At 74.5% G+C, this 19,054-nt stretch carries 15 protein-coding genes; 7 read left to right on the forward strand and 8 right to left on the reverse strand.

Translation table 11 applies throughout. The annotated features are described in order from the left end of the window. Positions 1-236 precede the first annotated feature (236 nt). The 6 genes from DEJ23_RS01140 to DEJ23_RS01165 are packed head-to-tail and all read left to right on the forward strand — an operon-like array spanning position 237 to position 8,255. Positions 237-1,838, forward strand: coding sequence for an ABC transporter substrate-binding protein (locus DEJ23_RS01140; protein WP_111238432.1), 1,602 nt, complete (start codon positions 237-239; stop codon positions 1,836-1,838). After that, positions 1,835-2,842: an ABC transporter permease gene (locus DEJ23_RS01145; RefSeq protein ID WP_111238433.1), complete on the forward strand. Its 1,008-nt coding sequence runs from the start codon at positions 1,835-1,837 to the stop codon at positions 2,840-2,842. Before DEJ23_RS01140 ends, DEJ23_RS01145 begins: the two co-directional genes overlap by 4 nt. Beyond that, a complete protein-coding gene (locus DEJ23_RS01150; protein WP_111238434.1) occupies positions 2,839-3,717 on the forward strand; it encodes an ABC transporter permease in 879 nt (292 codons plus the stop codon). Before DEJ23_RS01145 ends, DEJ23_RS01150 begins: the two co-directional genes overlap by 4 nt. A gap of 43 nt (positions 3,718-3,760) precedes the next feature. Next, the gene (locus DEJ23_RS01155; RefSeq protein WP_111238435.1) at positions 3,761-5,551 is read left to right on the forward strand and encodes an ABC transporter ATP-binding protein; all 1,791 of its coding nucleotides are present in this window, start codon (positions 3,761-3,763) and stop codon (positions 5,549-5,551) included. Next, positions 5,548-7,593 carry a CocE/NonD family hydrolase gene (locus DEJ23_RS01160; protein ID WP_111238436.1) on the forward strand — a complete coding sequence of 682 codons (2,046 nt, stop codon included), beginning with the start codon at positions 5,548-5,550 and terminating at the stop codon, positions 7,591-7,593. The genes DEJ23_RS01155 and DEJ23_RS01160 overlap by 4 nt, the downstream gene beginning before the upstream one ends. Beyond that, a complete protein-coding gene (locus DEJ23_RS01165; RefSeq protein ID WP_258375197.1) occupies positions 7,590-8,255 on the forward strand; it encodes a TetR/AcrR family transcriptional regulator in 666 nt (221 codons plus the stop codon). The genes DEJ23_RS01160 and DEJ23_RS01165 overlap by 4 nt, the downstream gene beginning before the upstream one ends. Positions 8,256-8,342: 87 nt before the next feature. Here the strand turns inward: DEJ23_RS01165 and DEJ23_RS01170 are convergent, their stop codons facing one another. Genes DEJ23_RS01170 through DEJ23_RS01180 form a run of 3 tightly spaced genes read right to left on the reverse strand, consistent with a single transcriptional unit; the run spans position 8,343 to position 12,186 of the window. Further along, on the reverse strand, positions 8,343-9,230 hold the full coding sequence (locus tag DEJ23_RS01170) for a glycosyltransferase (RefSeq protein WP_111238437.1): 888 nt from the start codon (positions 9,228-9,230) through the stop codon (positions 8,343-8,345). After that, positions 9,227-10,765: a D-glycero-beta-D-manno-heptose 1-phosphate adenylyltransferase gene (gene rfaE2, locus DEJ23_RS01175; RefSeq protein ID WP_111238438.1), complete on the reverse strand. Its 1,539-nt coding sequence runs from the start codon at positions 10,763-10,765 to the stop codon at positions 9,227-9,229. The genes DEJ23_RS01170 and rfaE2 overlap by 4 nt, the downstream gene beginning before the upstream one ends. Next, complete coding sequence (locus DEJ23_RS01180) at positions 10,762-12,186, reverse strand: aldehyde dehydrogenase (protein ID WP_111238714.1); 1,425 nt, start codon at positions 12,184-12,186, stop codon at positions 10,762-10,764. Before DEJ23_RS01180 ends, rfaE2 begins: the two co-directional genes overlap by 4 nt. A 155-nt stretch (positions 12,187-12,341) precedes the next feature. Between DEJ23_RS01180 and DEJ23_RS01185 the strand changes: the two genes are divergently transcribed. Beyond that, positions 12,342-13,463, forward strand: a complete 1,122-nt coding sequence (locus DEJ23_RS01185) for a glycosyltransferase family 9 protein (RefSeq protein ID WP_111238439.1) — start codon at positions 12,342-12,344, stop codon at positions 13,461-13,463. A gap of 231 nt (positions 13,464-13,694) precedes the next feature. Here the strand turns inward: DEJ23_RS01185 and DEJ23_RS01190 are convergent, their stop codons facing one another. The 5 genes from DEJ23_RS01190 to DEJ23_RS01210 all read right to left on the reverse strand — a co-directional run bounded on the left by DEJ23_RS01190 (position 13,695) and on the right by DEJ23_RS01210 (position 19,003). Further along, positions 13,695-14,399 (reverse strand): SDR family oxidoreductase, encoded by a 705-nt coding sequence (locus tag DEJ23_RS01190; protein WP_111238440.1) that lies wholly within the window; start codon positions 14,397-14,399, stop codon positions 13,695-13,697. A 137-nt stretch (positions 14,400-14,536) separates the two neighbouring features. Further along, positions 14,537-15,991, reverse strand: coding sequence for a PfkB family carbohydrate kinase (locus DEJ23_RS01195; RefSeq protein ID WP_111238441.1), 1,455 nt, complete (start codon positions 15,989-15,991; stop codon positions 14,537-14,539). Continuing rightward, entirely contained in the window at positions 15,988-16,614 is a 627-nt protein-coding gene (locus DEJ23_RS01200; RefSeq protein ID WP_111238442.1) for an SIS domain-containing protein, read from the reverse strand. The genes DEJ23_RS01195 and DEJ23_RS01200 overlap by 4 nt, the downstream gene beginning before the upstream one ends. Continuing rightward, positions 16,611-18,005 carry a glycosyltransferase gene (locus tag DEJ23_RS01205; RefSeq protein WP_111238443.1) on the reverse strand — a complete coding sequence of 465 codons (1,395 nt, stop codon included), beginning with the start codon at positions 18,003-18,005 and terminating at the stop codon, positions 16,611-16,613. The genes DEJ23_RS01200 and DEJ23_RS01205 overlap by 4 nt, the downstream gene beginning before the upstream one ends. Further along, positions 18,002-19,003 (reverse strand): glycosyltransferase, encoded by a 1,002-nt coding sequence (locus tag DEJ23_RS01210; protein WP_111238444.1) that lies wholly within the window; start codon positions 19,001-19,003, stop codon positions 18,002-18,004. Before DEJ23_RS01210 ends, DEJ23_RS01205 begins: the two co-directional genes overlap by 4 nt. Positions 19,004-19,054 lie beyond the last annotated feature (51 nt).

A 19,054-nucleotide genomic window follows, 5' to 3' on the forward strand; every position in this document is an offset into this window, starting at 1 on the left:
CCGGTACGACGACCTGCTCGCCGTACCGCTCAGTCTCGTGCGCCGGTGTCCCCGCCCGTGTAACAGGTTGGTGAAGATCCACGGCTCCGGAGTGAGCGTACCGATGCGCCGCGATCCGCGCCTGCACGGGCCTCCACGGCCTGCGCGGATGTCGCCCGGCGTGCGAGAGGGGCTCGCGTTCCGCCTCCCGTACCCCTATCGTTCACCGGAACGATTACCAGGAGGGGTCACCCCGAATGCAACCCATCGTCCATGACGACCGCGGCGCCCGCGGTCCCAGCCGGCGCGCACTGCTCAGCGGTGCGGCCGGGATGGCCGGACTCGGCCTGCTCACCCTCACCGGCTGCAGCTCCGGAGCGTCGGCCGGCACGACGGACCTGCCGGAGGCCGCAGCCACCGGCACGGCACGGCAGGGCGGTCGGCTCCGCGTCGCACGCCCCGCCGCCTCGGCGGCCGAGACCCTCGACTCCGCGAGCTCGCTGTCGGCCTACGAGTACCTCGGCGCGCTCTACAACCGCCTCGTCAAGCTCGACGAGCAGGGCACGACGGTCCCCGACCTCGCCGAGGAGTGGTCCCCGAACGCCGACGGCACCGAGTGGACCTTCCGGCTCCGTCGCGGGGTCCGGTTCCACGACGGCGGACGGTTCACGGCCGACGACGCGATCGCGAGCATCAGGCACATCCTCGACGAGCGCACCGCGTCTCCCCAGGCCGGCGTCCTCGGCGAGGTGATGGACGCCTCGTCGATGACGGCCGTCGACCCGTACACGCTGCGGTTCGCCCTGACGAAGCCGAACGCCGAGTTCCCGTCGCTGCTCACCGCGTACCAGTGCTACATCGTGCCCGCGGACGCCGTCGCCGACATCGGCCGTACCGGCATCGGTACCGGGCCCTTCCGCCTGTCGTCCTTCACACCGGCCGGCGCCGGCAGCGTCGAGGCGTTCGAGGACCACTTCGCGGGACGGCCGGCGCTCGACGGCATCGACTTCTTCTCGATCCAGGACACGACCGCCCGGGTGAACGCCCTGCTCGCCGGACAGGTCGACCTCATCTCGCAGACCAACCTCGACTTCGCCACCGCCCGGGTCGTGGCCGCGTCGGACCGTGCGACGATCGCCCGTTCGACCAACGCGCAGTGGTACACCATCCCGATGCTCGCGACGAGCGAGGAGTTCGCCGACCCGCGCGTGCGACAGGCGATGAAGCTCGCCTACGACCCGCGGTCCGTCGTCGAGACCGCCCTGCAGGGCACCGGGTCACCCGGGTGGGACAACCCCGTGCCGCCGCAGCTCGCCGCGTTCGTCGACGAGCACCGCGAGCACGACCCGGACAAGGCGCGGGCGCTGCTCAAGGCCGCCGGGCGCGAGGATCTCCGGACCTCGATCTACACGTCGTCCTACGAATCGGTGTTCACGCCCATGGCGGTCGCCTACCGCGACGCCGTCGCCGAGGCGGGCATCCGCCTGACGATCCGGAACGCCAGCGCCGACTCCTACTACACGCAGATCTGGATGCAGGAGCCGCTGATGGTGAGCTACTGGTTCACCGGCCGACCCATCGACCAGCTCCTCAACCAGATCTTCCGCACCGGCTCCTCGTACAACGAGAGCGCCTGGTCGAACCCGACGTTCGACGGCCTGCTCGACGACGCCCGCGCCGAGATGGACGAGGTGAAGCGCCGGACGCTCTACCAGGACGCGCAGCGCCTCGTCGTCGAGGACGGCGCCGACATGACCCCGATGTTCGGGGACCGCCTGGTCGGGCTGTCCCGGAACGTCGTCAACTACTCGGAGTACGGCTTCGAGTTCGACTGGCTCCGGATCGGACTGCGCCGATGAACGTCCTCGTGCCCGCCCTCCGCCGGCTCGGCATCGCCGTGCTCACGGTGGTCCTCGCCTCCCTGTTCGTGTTCCTCGCGGTGCAGGCCCTGCCCGGCGACGTCGCCCAACAGCTCCTCGGGCAGGACGCCACGCCCGACGCCGTGCAGCAGCTCCGGGCCACCCTCGGGCTCGACCAGAACGTCTGGGTCCGGTACCTGCAGTGGCTCGCGGGAGCCGCCCACGGCGACTTCGGCACCTCGCTCGTCAGCGGGGAACCGGTCGCTCCGACGCTCCTCACGGCGTTCCGCAACAGCATGCTCGTCGCCGTCCCCGCGATGCTCGTCGGCGTGACGCTGTCGCTCGCACTCGGTGTGCTCGCCGGAGTCCGTCGCGGTCGGGCGACCGACCGGGTCGTCTCGACCGTCAGCCTCGTCGTGATGAGCGTCCCGGAGTTCATGGTCGCGACCGTCCTCGTGCTGGTGTTCGCGATCGGGCTACCGGTCTTCCCGGCGGTCGTGCTCCGAGGGAGCGACGCCACGGTCGCCGAGCTGCTGCCGACCGTCTGGTTGCCGATCATCGTGCTCACGCTCGCGATGGCCGCGTACATCCTCCGGACCGCGCGGTCGTCGACCATCGACGTGATGGCGTCCGAGTTCGTCACCACCGCCGAACTCAAGGGCCTCTCGATGCGCCGGGTGGTGTGGAAGCACGCACTGCCGAGCGCACTGCTGCCGACCCTGAACGTCATCGCGCTCAACGTCGCCTGGCTGCTCGGCGGGGTCGTCGTCGTGGAGAACGTCTTCAACTACCCGGGCATGGGCAAGCTCATGCTCGAGTCCGTCTCGAACCGGGACCTGCCGACGATCGAGGCGATCGCGCTCCTCAGCGCACTGGTCTACGTGGTCTGCAACCTCGCGGCCGACCTCGTCGCCCTCGCACTCGATCCGAAGCTCCGGACCCGGCAGCGCCGCGGACGGACCCGGACGCGCACCGCCCGCACCACCCGGAAGGCCCACGCATGACCGCCGTCGCCCCACGTTCCCGGAGCGTCCTCGGCGCGGCCGTCGCCCCGCTGCGCGGTTCCACCGCGCTCCGGGTCGGCGCCGCGCTCATCGCCCTGCACCTCGTCCTCGCGGTGCTCGCGCCCGTCCTCGCCGGTCACGACCCGGTCGCCACGGACGCGTCCGACGTGCTCGCCGGGCCGAGCTGGGCGCACTGGCTCGGCACCGACCAGTACGGCCGCGACGTGCTGTCCCGCACCCTGAACGGCGGCCGGTACGCACTGCTGGTGACGTTCCTCGCCACGACGATCGCGGTCACCGTCGGCACCGTCGTGGGTTGCGTCACGGCGTTCGCGGACAACTGGTTCGACGAGGTCGTCATGCGTGTCGTCGACGCACTGCTCAGCGTGCCCTCGATCCTCGCGCTGCTCGTCGTCGTGACGGTCTTCGACGCCGGACTGTGGGTGATCGTGCTGGCGGTGACCGTCGTCTACGCGCCGGCCGTCACGCGGGTCGTCCGGGGAGCGGCGCGCACGGTGATCACGCAGGACTACGTCACCGCGGCCCGCGCCCGCGGCGAACGGGCGCTGTCGATCGTGTTCCGCGAGATCCTGCCGAACGTGCTCGACGTCGTCCTCGTCGAGTACGCGATGCGGGCGTCGTGGATCGTGCTGCTCGTCGCCTCCCTGTCCTTCCTCGGCTTCGGCGCGAACCCGCCGACACCGGACTGGGGCCTCATGGTGCAGGAGAACCGCACGGCGCTCACGGTCGTCCCGCTCGGCACCCTGGCACCGATCGTGGCGCTGGCGACCCTGGTGGTCGGCCTGAACCTCGCCGCCGACGGGCTGGCCAAGTCGCTCGGCGTCGACCGCGCGGGACAGGGAGCGAGCGCATGACCCACCAGCAGGCCGTCGACCGAGCGGTACAGGGAGCGAGCGCATGACCGACCAGCAGACCGTCGACCGCCAGCCGACGCCGCCGCCAGGACAGCATCCGCTCGTCCGCGTCGAGGACCTCGCCGTCTCCTACGCCGCCGGCCGGCGCTCGGTCCCCGTGGTCCGCGGCGTCTCCTTCACGATCGCCCCGGGTCGCACGCTCGGCCTCGTCGGCGAGTCGGGCAGCGGCAAGTCGACCGTGGCCCGCACCCTCCTCGCCCACCTGCGGGCCGGCTCGCGCATCGACCGTGGCCGCGTCCTCGTCGACGGAGAGGACGTCTTCGCCCTGTCCGCCGCTGGCCGACGAGCGCTCCGCGGCGGGACGGCATCGGTCGTCGCGCAGAACGCCGGACAGGCGCTCACCCCGTCGATGCGCGTCGGCGAGCAGATCCGCGAGGCCCTGCGTGCCCACGGCGAACCGGACGGACCGGACCGCGTCGCCGGACTCGTCCGGCTCGTCCGCCTGCCCGACCCGGACGGCATCGTGCGGCGCTTCCCGCACCAGCTGTCCGGCGGCCAACAGCAGCGCGTCGCCATCGCGATGGCGGTCGCCGCCCGTCCCCGCGTCCTGGTCCTCGACGAACCCACCACAGCGCTCGACGTCGTCACGCAGGCCGCCGTCCTCGACCTCGTCGCGGACCTCGGCCGCGAGCTCGACATGGCGGTCCTCCTCGTCAGCCACGACCTCGGGGTGGTCTCCGCGATGGCCGACGAGATCGCTGTCATGCGCGACGGCGAGGTCGTCGAGCACGCCGCCACGGCGTCGCTCTTCGCCGCCCCGCAGCACGAGTACACGCGGGCACTGCTGGCGGCGGTGCCGGGCGGACGGACGGGAGGCACGGGCCGCCTCCGGCGCACCGCACCCGTCCCGGAGACGGTCGCCGCCCGGCGGACCGTCACCGCGCCTCCCGGCCCCGGCCCCGCCACCCGGCCCGTGGTCGCCGCCGAGGACCTCGTGGTGCGGTACGGGCGCGGTCTGCCGGCCGCTGTCGACGGCGTCTCCGTCACGATCGCGCCCCGCGAGACGCTCGCGGTCGTGGGGGAGTCGGGCAGCGGCAAGTCCACCCTCGCGACGGCCCTCGCGGGTCTGGTGCCCGCGGAGTCCGGGACGTTCGCGTACGACGACGGCACCGTGCGGGGGGACCTCCGCGAGCCGGTCGCGAGGCGTTCCCCGGAACTCCGCCGGGCCGTGCAGCTCGTGTTCCAGAACGCGGACACCTCGCTCAACCCGCGCCGCACGGTGGGTGCGGCGGTCGGGCGACCGCTCCGCCTCTTCACGGGGAGCTCCTCGCGCGAGCGCGTCGGCGAACTCCTCACCCAGGTGGGGCTGGGGCCGGAGTACGCCGACCGCCTGCCGGCCCAGCTCTCCGGCGGCCAGCGGCAGCGTGTCGGGATCGCGCGGGCACTGGCCGCCGACCCGCGACTCGTGATCGCCGACGAGATCACGACGGCGCTCGACGTGCAGGTGCAGGCGGGCGTCCTGGCCCTGCTCGACGACCTCCGCCGCGAGCGCGGGCTGAGCTGCCTGTTCATCAGCCACGACCTCGCGGTCGTCCGCGGCGTCGCCGACCGGGTCGCGGTGATGACGGGCGGCCGGATCGTCGAGGTCGGGCCGACCGAGCGGGTCTTCACCGGCCCGAACCACCCGTACACGAGCACGCTGCTCCGTGCGACGCTCGAACCCGGGCAGACGGAACTGCCGGACGTCGACGACGGGGTACAGCGCTGGCGGGACGCCCCCGGCTGGACCGACCACGGGGACGGCCACCGCACGAGGAACTGGGAGGACGCATGAGCACCGGACACCTGACCGCGATCGGGGACGTGTCGAGCCTGCCCGACGGCGTCGCCGTCCGGGACACGTGGATCCCGATGCCCGACGGCGTCCGGCTGCACGCCCGCATCTGGTCGCCGACCGCCCCGGAGGGGCCGCTGCCGGTGCTCCTCGAGTACCTGCCCTACCGGCTCGACGACTGGACCGCGCCCCGCGACTCCGAACGGCACCCCTGGTACGCCGCCCACGGGTACGCGTCCGTCCGCGTCGACATCCGGGGGACCGGGTCGTCCGACGGCTTCTTCGAGGACGAGTACAGCGAGCAGGAGCTCCGGGACGGCGAAGCGGTGATCGCCTGGCTCGCCGACCAGGAGTGGTCGAGCGGCGCGGTGGGCATGTTCGGCATCTCCTGGGGCGGGTTCAACGCCCTGCAGCTCGCCGCCCGGGCGCCGTCCGCGCTGCGGGCGATCGTCACGGTGTGCTCCACCGACGACCGGTACGACAACGACGTGCACTACGTCGGCGGCGCGGTCCTCGGGATCGACATGGCCGCGTGGGGTGCCACGATGTTCGCGTTCAACGCACGGCCGCCCCGCCCCGAGGTCGTCGGTGCGGGCTGGGTCGACCGGTGGCGTGAGCGGCTCGACCGGAACCGCCCGATGACCCCCGTGTGGCTGTCGCACCAGGAGCGCGACGACTACTGGCGGCACGGCAGCGCGGCGGAGGACGTCGACCGGATCGAGGCGGCGGTGCTCGCGGTCGGCGGGTGGGCCGACCCCTACCGGGATGCCGTGCTGCGTCTCGTCGCGGACGTCGACGCCCCCGTCAAGGGCATCATCGGGCCGTGGTCGCACCAGTACCCGGACCGTGGGCTCGCACCGGGACCGTCGATCGGGTTCCTGCAGGAGACACTGCGCTGGTGGGACCGCTGGCTGAAGGGCGTCGACACCGGCGTCGAACGGGACCCCGCGCTGCGTGCCTGGATCAACGAGGGCGAGCCGCCCGCGACGTACTACCCCGAGCGACGGGGCCGCTGGGTCGGCGCCGAGGCGTGGCCGTCGGCGGCCACCGCCCACCGGACGATCCCGCTCGACGGGTTGCGCGGCGGCGAGCACGGCCCGGTCGTCGTCCGGTCGCCGCAGCACACGGGCGCCGACGCCGGCCGGTTCTTCCCGTTCGGCAACGCGACCGACCTGCCACCGGACCAGCGCGCCGAGGACGGCCGGTCGGCGTGCTTCGACCTGCCGCTGGACGAGGCGGTCGACGTCCTCGGCAACGTCGTCGCGCGGCTCACGGTGGCGAGCGACCTGCCGCGCGCGACGCTCACGGTCCGGTTGTGCGACGTCGCGCCGGACGGCTCCTCGACGCTCGTGACCCGCGGGGTGTGCAACGCGGCGAAGCGTGCCGGCGCGGACCGCGACGACCCGCTCGAGACCGGTGTCCCGACCGAGGTCGACGTGCGGCTCGTCTCGACGGGCCACCGCTTCGCCGCCGGACACCGCCTGCGTCTCGCCGTCTCGACCGCGTACTGGCCGTGGGTGTGGCCGCACCCCGCGGCACCGACCGTGACGATCGACCCGGCGACGTCCTCGGTGTCCCTGCCGACCTGGACACGGGCGACCGACGACGGCGTCCGCTTCGCCGAGCCGGTCCGGTCGACGCCCCTCGCGGTCGAGCGGATCGCACCGGCGGACCCGATGCCGCAGCGCACCGTCACGCACGACGTCGAGACCGGGGAGTGGACGCTCGACGTCGACCCGGGTTACGGGGGCGGCCGCGTGTACCCGGACGGGCTCGTCTTCACCGAGGACGCCCGCGAGACCTACCGGATCCGGGAGGACGAGCCGACGAGTGCGCGGGCGTCGTCCCGGTGGACGATCGGCCTCGAGCAGCCGGACTGGAGGGCGCGGCTCGAGACGTCGTCGGAGGTCACCGCCTCCGCCGAGGCGTTCCACCTCGTGAACACCGTGCGCGCCTGGGCGCGGGACGGCGCACCGGGCACCCCCGAGGTGCTCGTCGCCGAGCACACCTTCACCGACGACGTGCCCCGGACGTCGGCGTGAGCGGGGACGCCGGCGCGAGCGGACCCGCGCGCGTCCGTCAGCGACCCGAGGTGCGACGCGCGATGATCGTCGACGCGGCACGGTCCGTGATCGTGCAGCGCGGCGTCGGCGCGACCGGGCTCCGCGACATCGCCGCCGCGGCCGACGTGTCGGTCGGGACCGTGACCTACCACTTCGGCAGCGTCGCGGAGATCCTCAACGAGGTGGTGGTGCTCGAGACGGAGCGCTTCTACGGCGCCATCGTCGCCGCCGTCGACGCCGAGCCGGACGCCGTCGCCGGGCTGCGGATGCTCGTCGAACCGCTGTTCGGCGACACGGAGCAGGTCCGGCAGCACTGGCGGATCTGGTCCGACTACTGGACGGCCGTCGTCCGCCGCCCCGAGGTCGCGGCGGAGTACGCCGAACGCATCCGCGTCTGGGAGGCGTGTCTGGTCCGGGTACTGGAGCGTGGGCTCGCAGCCGGGGTCTTCCGCACTGACGAGGCTCCGGAGGTGGTGGCGCTGCGGCTCGCCGCGTACAGCGACGGTGTCGCGACACAGATCGCGCAGGGCGTGCCCTCGCTCACGAACGCGGTCGCGCTGTCCTGGATGTGGCGGTTCCTGTCCCAGGAGCTGGGGGTCCCGGCCACGACGATCGCGGGGGCGACACCGGATCCGACGTGACCGGAGGACGGCCTGGAGGCGCGGCGCCGGCCCGCCCCGTGCCTCCAGCCCGCCCGTGCCTCCGGTCTGTCCCGTGGCAGCGCGGCGTCAGCGCTGGTGCGGCGCGGTCTCGTGGTCGGCGAAGAGCACGTCCGGCGCGTCGACCCGGCGGTCGGTCACCGTCGTCGGACTCTCGAGGTGCACGGCGCCGGACGGCATGATCCCGACGCCGCCGAAGCGTTCCATCACCCGCCACTGCGCGACGACGTCCTCGCCGGAGTGCTCCGGGGGCAGCGTCGGCCAGAAGCCGAACCCGCCGACCGCCTCGAGTGCGGACCGGTCGTACAGCACGCACGCGCCGACCCACGCCACCCGGTAGGGGACCCAGCCGCCCGGTTCGACGTCGAGCTCCGCGGCGACGTGTGCCGGGTTCGCGGCGTTGTGCAGCGACAGCCGGTCGAACCCGGGGGACCCGCGGCGGACCACCTCGGGCACCACGGGACCGTCCCACCGTTCGAACACCGCCGTCTCGTGTGGGCGGCGGTCCTGCAGGTACGACAGGCCCTGCACGGCGCTGCCGACGAAGCCGCACCCGAGGTCGCGCAGGGCGTCCAGCATGCGTCGGACCGTGCCCGGCTCGAGCCAGACGTCGTCGTCGAGGAACAGCACCGCCGGAGCGGTGGCGTGGTCGAGCAGGTGCTGGCGGTGCTCGGCCAGCCCACGCCGTTCCGGGTGGGCGAGGAGCGTGACCGGGCGACCCTGCGCCTCCAGGACGCGGAGCATCGCGGCGACCGCCGGTTCGGCGGAGGCGTCCTGGCCCGCGGACTGGTCGCTGAGCACGAGGCGGAACGCCACGTCCGTCTGCGCGGCGAGCCCGGCGAGGGTGGTCGCCAGCTCGGCGGGCCGACCGACGGTCGGGACCAGGACGTCGACCTCGGCCGCCACGGGCTCGCCCTCGAGCGGGCGGCCCCAGGCGCCGGACCAGCGCGCCGTCACGGTGCCGGGTCGGGGTCGTTCGTCGACGCCGGCGCGGGCTCCGGTGCCGGGGTGGGACCCGCGGCCGCGGCGGTGGCCTCGCGGATGCGACGGACGACCGCGGTCGTCGAGTGCTCCGGGACGTAGTCGACCATGACGACCTCGCCGCCGTACGCACGCACGACGCCCGTCTCCTCGAGCATCTCGGGGGAGTAGTCGCCGCCCTTGACGTACACCTCGGGACGCAGCCGCTCGATGAGCGGGATCGGGGTGTCGGTCGCGAAGACCGTGACCAGGTCGACGCACGCGAGTGCGGCGAGGACGCCGGCACGGTCCTCCGCGGTGTTGATCGGCCGCTCCGGACCCTTCAGCCGACGGACCGAGTCGTCGTCGTTGAGGGCCACGACGAGCAGGTCGCCGAGCTCGCGTGCCTGCCGCAGGTACGTGGTGTGGCCGCGGTGGACGACGTCGAAGCAACCGTTCGTGAAGACGACACGACGGCCGGCGGCGCGGGCGGCCTCGACGGCGAGCGCCAGGTCGTCGTGGTCGACCACGGTGGCCGCCGGTGCCGTGACCGAGTCGATCAGGGCGGCTGCGGTGCACACCGAGGTGCCGGCCTCGCGGACGACGACGTCGGCGGCCGCCTGGGCGACGGCGATGGCGTCGCGCAGCGGCGCCTGCACCGCCAGCGCGACCGTCGCCGCCGCACAGAACGTGTCGCCGGCACCGGAGGCCTGCTGCTCGGAGGCGGGGGTCGCTCGGGTGCGGAAGGCCTGGTCGTCGCCCGGCTCGAGCAGCACCGTGCCGTCGCGGTCGAGTGTGACGACCGCGGCGCGTGCACCGCTGCGGGCGAGGACCTCGTCGCGGGCATCCACGACGACGGGGACCCGCGCGGAGCCCGCACCGAGCTCGCGACCGAGCAGCCCGGCGGTCTCGCCGGCGTTCGGGGTGACGAGGTCGGGGTGCAGGTCCGCCCAGCGGCTGAGGTCGTGGGCGTCGACGACGACGGCGCCGGGGCGATCGCGGTCGAGGACCGGCACGATGTCCTCGGGCTGCACACCGAGCCCGTAGTCGCACACCACCGCGGCGTCGGCGCACCGGACCGCGCGGGCCACGGCCTCGCCGAGGCGCGTGCCGGCGTGCGCGTCGGGCGTCGCAGCGAGCTCGTCCACGCGGACGACCACGCGGTCGCCCCCGACGACCCGGGACTTCGTGGTGGTGCGGGCTCCCGCGACCTCGACCAGGAAGGTCGTGTCGACGCCGGCTGCGTCGAGCCGTTCGCGGAGCACCCGACCGGACTCGTCGTCTCCGATGAGACCGACCATGCGGACCCTGGCGCCGAGGGCGCGGGCGTTGACCGCGGTGTTCGCGGCGCCGCCGGGCACGGCGACGGTCTCGGTCACGCGGACGACGGGTGCCGGGGCCTCGCGCGAGACACGCTCGGCCTCGCCGACGGTCCAGCGGTCGAGGATGCAGTCGCCGATGACGACGACGAGGGGTTCGCGGTCGTCGACGGATGCGACGAGGTCGCGGACGAGACGGACGTCGGCGGTCATCGGGTGCCTCCGGTGGCGGTCCGGGCGGGAGCCGCCTCGAGGTGCACCACGGTGGTGGTGGTCATCTCGTCGAGCAGGTGCGGGCCGTACCCGAAGCCGGCGCCCGAGGCGCCGCGGGGCTGGGCGCTGCCACCCGGTGCACCGCCGAACACGGCGTTCACCTTGACGGTGCCGACCGGCAGCTCCGCCGCTGCACGGAGGGCGTGGCCGGTGTCACCGGTCAGGACCGTCGCGGCGAGGCCGTAGCGGTCGGCCGCGGCGAGGCGGAGACCCTCGTCGAACGATCCGACGACCCGGACCGGTGCGATCGGTCCGAACGTCTCCTCCGTCATCACGAGCATGTCGTCCGAGCAGTCGGTCAGGACGGTCGCCGGGTAGAAGGTCCCCGTGCCGCCCGGGGTGACCCCACCGGTCCGGACGGTGGCGCCGCGCTGGACGGCCTCGTCGACGTGCTCCTGCACGGTGCGGCGGAGCCGGTCGTCGACGAGGGGGCCGAACTCGGCCGCGGGGGCGGCCGTGCGACGTTCCGCCTCGTCGACGAGCGCGGTCGTGAACTCCTCGGCGACGTCGCGGTGCACGTAGACGCGCTCGACGCTGGTGCAGATCTGCCCGGTGTTCGCGAAGGCCCCCAGGGCGACCTGGGCCGCGGCCCACGCCGGGTCGACGTCGGCGTCGACGACGACCGCGTCGTTGCCGCCGTTCTCACGGATGACGTGCGCGCGCGTCGTCGCCGCGACCTCGGCGAGCCGGTCCCCGGTCGCGGTCGAGCCGACGTGGGCGTACACGTCGATGCCGTCCTGCTGCAGCAGTGCCTCACCGGTCGCCGCATCCCCGTCGACGCCGACCAGGACGCCCTCGGGCAGGACCTCGGCGAGCAGCGCGTTGAGCCGGGCGATGGTCCCCGGGCACCGCTCGCTGCCCTTGTGCACGACGGTGTTGCCCGTCACGATCGCGGCACCCAGGATCCCGAGCGCGACCGCCACCGGGTCGTTCCACGGCGTCAGGGCGAGGACCACGCCGCGGGGGTGCGGCACCGACCAGTCGGCCGCGCCGAACTGGCCGCGCAGGGCTTCGCCACGGTGGACCGGTCCGAGCTCGGCGTACTGCACGAGCGTCCCGATGCCCGCTTGCACGCCGCCGAGCGCGTCGCCCGGGACCTTCCCCGTCTCGCGCGTGTTGAGGTCGGCGAGCTCCTGTGCGTGCGCCCGGAGGTGCTCCGCTGCCGCGTGCAGCAGCGCGCCGCGCTCCGCCGGTGCCGTGCGTGCCCATGCGGGCGCGGCCGCCCGTGCGCGTGCGACCGCGTTCGCGACGTCCTCCGGCGTGGACCGGGGCGTCGTCGTGGCGATCGAACCGTCGACCGGGTCGGTGACGACGAGGTGGTCGGCGTCGGTCGCGGTGGGGGACGGGGAGGCGAGCGTCATGGTGTCCTTCCGGGAGACGGGCAGTTCCTCCACGTTCCTCTGCTGCTCCTGGGTGCCGGTACGGATTCGCGCGGCTCGTCCGGGGAGCGCACCCGGCCGACCGTCACCGCTCTGCTCCGACAGTCCTCTCGGGACCGCTCCGGTAGACGGGTGGGGTGCAACTGATCGGCAACGGTGGAGAACGGTTCGACGACGTCCGGGAGATCGCGGTGCTCCGCGGTGGCGGCCTGGGGGACCTGCTCTTCGCGGTCCCCGCCGTCGAGGCCCTGCACGCCGCGTACCCCGACGCCCGCATCACCCTCCTCGGCAGTCCACTGGCCCCGGCCGTCCTCCGCGGCCGGACCGACGCGGTGCACGCGTTCGAGGAGCTGCCCGTGGTGCCGGGCGTGCGGGACGGCGGCGAGGGTGCTCCGACCCTCGAGGACTTCGTGGGACGGCTGCGCGGCCGGTTCGACCTCGCGGTGCAGCTGCACGGCGGTGGCCGGAACTCGAACCCGTTCCTGCTCCGCCTCGGTGCTCGCCACACCGTCGGCACGGCCACCGAGGACGCCGAGGTCCTCGAGCGCTGGGTCCGCTACGTCTACTACCAGCACGAGGTGCTCCGGGGGCTCGAGGTCGTCTCGCTCGCCGGTGCCGCTCCCGTCACCCTCGACCCGCGCGTGCACGTCGGGTCAGGGGAACGGCAGGCCGTCCGCGACCGCCTCGGCGTGACCGGGCGCCTGCTCGCCGTCCACCCCGGCGCGACGGACCCCCGCCGACGGTGGAGCCCCGAGCGCTTCGCAGCCGTCGTTGCCGCCCGGCTCGAAGCCGGCGACGACGTCGTGCTCGTCGGGGATGCCTCGGACGTGCCGGCGGCGCAGGCCATCCGCGGAGCAGTACCCGCCGCGCTGCAGGAACGGCTGCACGACCTGACCGACGCGCTGCCCCTCGCCGAGCTGCCCGCCGTGCTCGCCGCCGCCGACGTCCTGGTCGGCGACGACTCGGGCCCGCGCCACCTGGCGGTGGCGGTCGGCACCCCGACGGTCGGGGTGTTCTGGTTCGGCAACGTCGTGAACGCGGGACCCGTGGACCGCGGGCGGCACCGCGTGCACCTGTCGTTCGTGACCCGGTGCCCGGTGTGCGGGATCGACGTCACCCAGGTCGGCTGGTCCGCCGAGCGCTGCGAGCACGACCCGTCGTACGTCGACGAGGTCCAGCCCGAGGCCGTGCTCGCCGACGTGGCCGACCTGCTCGCGACGGTGCGTCCGCGAACGCGCGTGGCGGTACCGATCGCCTGAGGCCCGACCTCCGGGGCACCGCCCGCGGGCGTTCCGGTCGCACGACCCGCCGCCCGCGGGCGTTCCGGTCGCACGACCCGCCGCTCGGACGGGAGGTGAGCGGCGGGTCGTGCGACCAGAAGCCGGGGTAGCGGGACGGGGCGGGAGCGGGTCGCGTGCACCGGCGCGCATGCGGACGGGAGGCGCGGTGCCGGCTGGCACCGCGCCTCCCGTCCGCGCGTCAGCGTCCGCCTACGGCCAGCTCGGCTCCGTCGCGGGCATGATGGACAGCTCGCGGATCTCGCAGCCGGCCGGCTGCGACAGCGCGAACAGGATCGAGTTCGCGACGTACTCCGGCTCGATGAGCTGGGCGTCCGGGCCCGGCTTGTACTGCTCGGTGCGGCCCTCGAAGAACGCCGTGCGCATGCCGGCGGGGATGATGTTCGTCACGCCGATGCGGCCCGCGGTCTCGGCCGCGAGCGCCTGCGAGAACCCGCGCACGCCGAACTTCGACGCCGAGTACGCGGTGCCGTCGCCGACGCCGCGCAGCGCGAGGGACGACGAGATCGTGACGACGCGGCCGTGCGCGGCCTCGAGCGCGGGGAGCGCGGCGCGGACGACCGCGGCGGTGCCGAGCAGGTTCACACCGACGATGCGCTCCCAGTCACCCGACGAGATGCCGCCGATCGGAGCCGGCGTGTCGATGCCCGCAGCGGTGACGACGGCGTCGAGACCGCCGTGGCGCTCCGCTGCCTCGCGGACGGCGCGCTCTGTCGCCGCGGTGTCCGTCACGTCCACGGCGACGGCGTCGGTGCCCTCGGGCACCGCGTCGACGCGGAGGTCGAGGACGATCGGGGTGCCGCCGGCCTCGGCGACGGCGGCGACGACCGCCGCGCCGAGACCCGAGGCGCCGCCGGTGACGAGGACGCGGCCGATGGGGGTGGTGGGGACGGGCATGGACTTCCTTCCGGGAGGTGCGTGGTGCGGGTCCGTCGGCGGTGCCGACGGGACGAGTGTGACGGGCGCCGGACGGGAGGCACGCGGCGGCGGTGCGCCGTGCCTCCCGTCCGGTGCGGGGTCGGGACGGTGCCGGGTCAGCCGACGGCGGCGAGTGCCGCCGCGAGCCGGGTGGTGGACCGGCCGGGGTGGAACGGGACGGTGACGACCCGGCCGCCCCACTCCGCCAGCGTTGCCGCTTCGGGGAGCTCGCTCGCGGCGTAGTCGCCGCCCTTCGCCCAGACGTCCGGGCGGAAGCGGCGCAGGGCCTCGTCGGGCGTGTGCTCGTCGAAGACGACCACGGCGTCGACGCAGTCGAGCGCGAGGAGGAGTTCGACGCGGTCGTCCTGGCTCATGATCGGCCGCTCGGGTCCCTTGAGCGCGCGGACCGAGTCGTCGGAGTTGAGGCAGACGACCAGGCAGTCGCCGAGCGCCCGCGCCGCCGACAGGGTGCGGGCGTGACCGGCGTGCAGCAGGTCGAAGCAACCGCCGGTGGCGACGACGGTGCCGCCGGCGCTCCGGACCTCGTGGACGACCCGCATCGCGTCGCGGTCGGCGCCCGGCACCTGCACGGGGGCGGGGCCGTCGTCGGCGAAGAGCGCGGTGACGCCACCGGCCGCCAGGTACTCGGAGGCGGCGAGCACGCCCGCGGCGACGGCATCGGCGACGGCGACGCCGTCGGCCAGGGCGACCGCGACGCCGGAGGCCAACCGGTCGCCGGCGCCGCAGGGGTCGCCGGCGGTCACGGACGGGGCGGGCACGAAGCGGCTGTCGAGCGCGGCCGGGGTCGCGTCGCCGGGACCTCCTCGACGGGAGGCGACGAGCGCTCCGCGGTCGCCGAGGGTCACGGCGACGGCGTCGACGCCCCACGTCTCGACGAGTGCGGCGGCCGCGTCGGTGGCGAAGGGCACGCCCTCGCCGGGCAGGTCGGTGAACCGGCGCGCCTCGGAGGCGTTCGGCGTCACGACCGCCGTGCCGGGGACGGGAGCCGCGCCCTTGGGGTGCGGGTCCCACACGACCGGGGTGGTGCGTGCGACGGCGGTGAGCGCCTCGCGGAGCCCCTCGGACGCGGCGACCCCGCGGCCGTAGTCGGCGACCACGACGGCGTCGGCGCCCTCGAGCGCGGCGGTCATCTCCGGGGTGGTCGCGGGCACGGGCGGCGTCGCGCAGCCCTCGTCGATGCGGACCAGGGCGTGGTCGACGACGCGGACGCGGGTCTTCACGGGGGTGGGCGCCCCGGACGGACCGGCGACGACGTGGACGTCGGGCAGCAGGGCGCGGATCTCGTCGGCGCGGTCGTCGTCGCTGAGGACGGTGACGAGCGTGACGTCGTGGCCGTCGCGCACGAGCATCGACGCCACGAGCCCCGCGCCGCCCGCTCGACGGTCGTCGGTGCGGACGTCGACGACGGGCACGGGGGCGTCCGGGCTCAGCCGCTCGCTCGTGCCGGAGACGTCGACGTCGAGCAGGGTGTCCCCGACGACGACGATCCGACGCCGCGCGGTGTCCGCGGTCCGCTGGCCGGACGCGACGGGGCGCTGCGTGCCGCTCACCGGCGGCCGCCCCGACGGAGGGCCGGCTCCATCGCCCGGCAGAGCGCGTGCACGAGGACCAGCTGCGCCTCCTGCACGTTGGCGGACGGACCGTCGATGCAGATCGCGTCGTCGACCGCCTCGGCGAGCGGGTTGGGGCGCGGCCCCGTCATCGCGATCGACCGCGCCCCGACCGCACGAGCGGCGGCGGCCGCGCGCAGCAGGTTCGGGCTCTTCCCGCTCGTGCTGAGCAGCACGACGACGTCGCCGGCGCGGGCGTGCGCGGTGACCTGGCGGGCGAAGACCTCGTCGTATCCGTAGTCGTTGCCGATCGCGGTGACGGCCGAGCTCTCGGCGTGCAGGGAGATCGCCGAGTACGCGGGGCGGTCACCGTCGAAGCGGCCGGTCAGCTCGGACGTCAGGTGCTGCGCTTCGGCAGCCGACCCGCCGTTGCCCGCGGCGAGGAGTCGTCGTCCGGCGACCAGGCGCGCGGCGATGTCGTCGGCCCAGGCGGCGATGTGGTCCTTGTGGTCGACGAGCGACGCGATCACGGGGACGGAGGCGGCGACGTGGTCGACGACGGTGCGGACGCTGGCGCTCTCGGTGCCGGGCTCGCGCGTGCCGGTCTGCTGCTCGATGGTCATCGTGCGGTCCTCTCCGTCGAGTGCGGCAGTGCCGCGGGCGTCGGGCGGGCGGTCCGTCCGGCGCGTCCGGGGCGGGAGCCCGGGGTCAGGGTGGCGGGCGCGGTCGGCGCCGCGGGGGAGCCGCCGTTGGCGGTGGCGAGGACGCTCGGAGCGGTCGAGCCCCCGACCGAACCGGCGATCAGGCGCTCGTAGACGCGTTCGCTGTCCGCCGCGACCTTGTGCCAGGTGTAGCGGGACTCGGCACGGGCGCGGCCGGCCCGGCCGTACGCCTCCCGGCGCTCGGCGTCGTCGAGCAGTGCACCGACCGCCGCGGCCACCGCGCTCTCGTCGCGGGGCGCCACGTGCAGGCCGGTCGCGTCCTCGACGACCGTGTCGATGAGGCCGCCGACGCTCGAGGCGACGACGGGTCGGCCGCAGGCCATGGCCTCGAGGGGCACGATGCCGAACGGCTCGTACCAGGGCGCGCACACGACGACGTCGGCGCTGCGGTAGACGGCCGGCATGTCCTGCTGGCTCAACTGGCCGCGGAAGGTGACGTGCTCGCGCACCCCGAGCGAGCGGGCGAGCGCGTCGAGTCGCTGGTACTCCGGGTCGTCGGGCAGGTCGGCACCGGCGACCCCGGCGCCGCCGACGACGACGAGCTCCGCGTCACGTCCCTCGTCGAGGAGCTTCGCGAGCGCGGCGATCGTCGTGCCGACGCCCTTGCGGCGCACCAGCCGCGACGCGGTGAGGATCCGGAACGGACGCCCCCGTTCCTCGACGGGGCCGTCCGGGCGGAACAGCTCCGTGTCGACGCCGCAGGGCACGACGGAGATGGCGTGCAGCGGGACGCCGAGCGCCTTGAGCTCGAACGCCTCGTCGGAACAGGTGGCGACGACCTGGTCGACGCTCCGGCCGACGGCGGGCTCGACCCACTCGCGCTCCGCGGGGCTGGTGTCGGCGGAACCCTGGTGGCGACGCTTCACGACACCGAGGGCGTGGAAGGTCTGCACGACGGGGATCCGGACGCCGCCCGCGCGCGTCTGCACCTGCTTGACGGCTTCGAGCGCAGCGTGCCCGGACATCCAGAAGTGTCCGTGCACGACGTCCGGTCGGTCGATGAACCACTCGGCGGCGAGCACGGACGCGAAGGTGTCCATGAACGGGAAGAGGTCGTCCTTCGGCACGGGTCGGGCGGGCCCGGCGTCGACGTGCACGACCTCGACGCCCGGGCGCAGCAGCACGCGGATGGGCTGGTCGGCGTCGTCGCGTCGCGTGTAGACGGTCACCTGGTGCCCACGGTCGGCGAGGGCTCCGGAGAGCTCGGCGACGTGCACGTTCTGTCCACCGGCGTCGACACCGCCGAGCACGGCGAGCGGGCTCGCGTGCTCGGACACCATCGCGATCTTCATCGGAGGCTCCCTTCCAGCGCGGCGGTCGCCGCGTGCTCCCGCCGCGCACCCCGCGCGACGGCGTCGTCGAGCAGGTCGTCCCAGTCGGCGAGGTACCGGCCGAGCGCGTGCCGCGCCAGTGCGGCCTCACGGGCGACGGACCCGCGGCGGCGGGCCTCCTCGGGGTCCTCCAGGAGCGTCCTGGCGGCACGGACCAGTTCCTCGACGTCGGTCGCGATCGCGCCGGCCTCGGCGGGCACGGTGCGCGCCGCGTCGGTCGTCGCGAGGACCAGCACCGGCATCGCCATGTGCATCGACTCGATGAGCGACAGGCCGAGCGAGGTCCAGCGGTTCGGGTGCACGTACGCGCGTCGCTGCGCGAGCGCCGCGTGCATCGGGTCGGCTGGCACGTCGCCGAGCGCGACGACGCGGTCCCCGAACCCGAGCTCCGGCAGGCGTTCCAGGCCCATGCCCCACAGGTCCACGGGGGCGACCTCGGCGAAGCGGGGGAGCAGGTCGGTGCCGACGACGCGACCGCGGCGTACCGGTTCGTTGATGACGACGCCGAAGCGCTCCAGCTCGCCGGTGTACAGCGGGCCCGGGTCGACGACACCGTGCTCGATCACCGTCGTGCGGGTCGTGCCGCAGTCCCACATCAGTGCGTTCCAGTGCGTGACGTGCGCGATCGTCAGGTCGTCGCGGTCCCGCATCGGGTGCAGGCTGCTCGGCACGTCCACCCGCGGGGTGTTGTGCTCGACGAAGACCATCGGCACCCGTCGACCGCCGAGCAGTCGCCGCGCCTCCTCGAGTTCCTCGCTGCGCTGCAGGACCACCACGTCGACCTCGGCCTCCGCGACGTCGGCCGGATCGATCTCGATCGCCGATCCGGGCCAGTCCCGGCCGCCCCGACCGAGGCCCCAGCCGTCGCGGGCCGGCGTCGTCGGGATGAGGTACTCGTGGGGGCCGCGGACGAAGGCGTCCATCCAGCCGCCGTGCACGTGCCACACGAGGATCCGCATGCAGGGCCTTTCGACGGTTCGGTGCCCCTCCGGACAGCTGCCCCGACCGGC

Source organism: Curtobacterium sp. MCSS17_008, assembly GCF_003234185.1.
Classification (GTDB): domain Bacteria; phylum Actinomycetota; class Actinomycetes; order Actinomycetales; family Microbacteriaceae; genus Curtobacterium.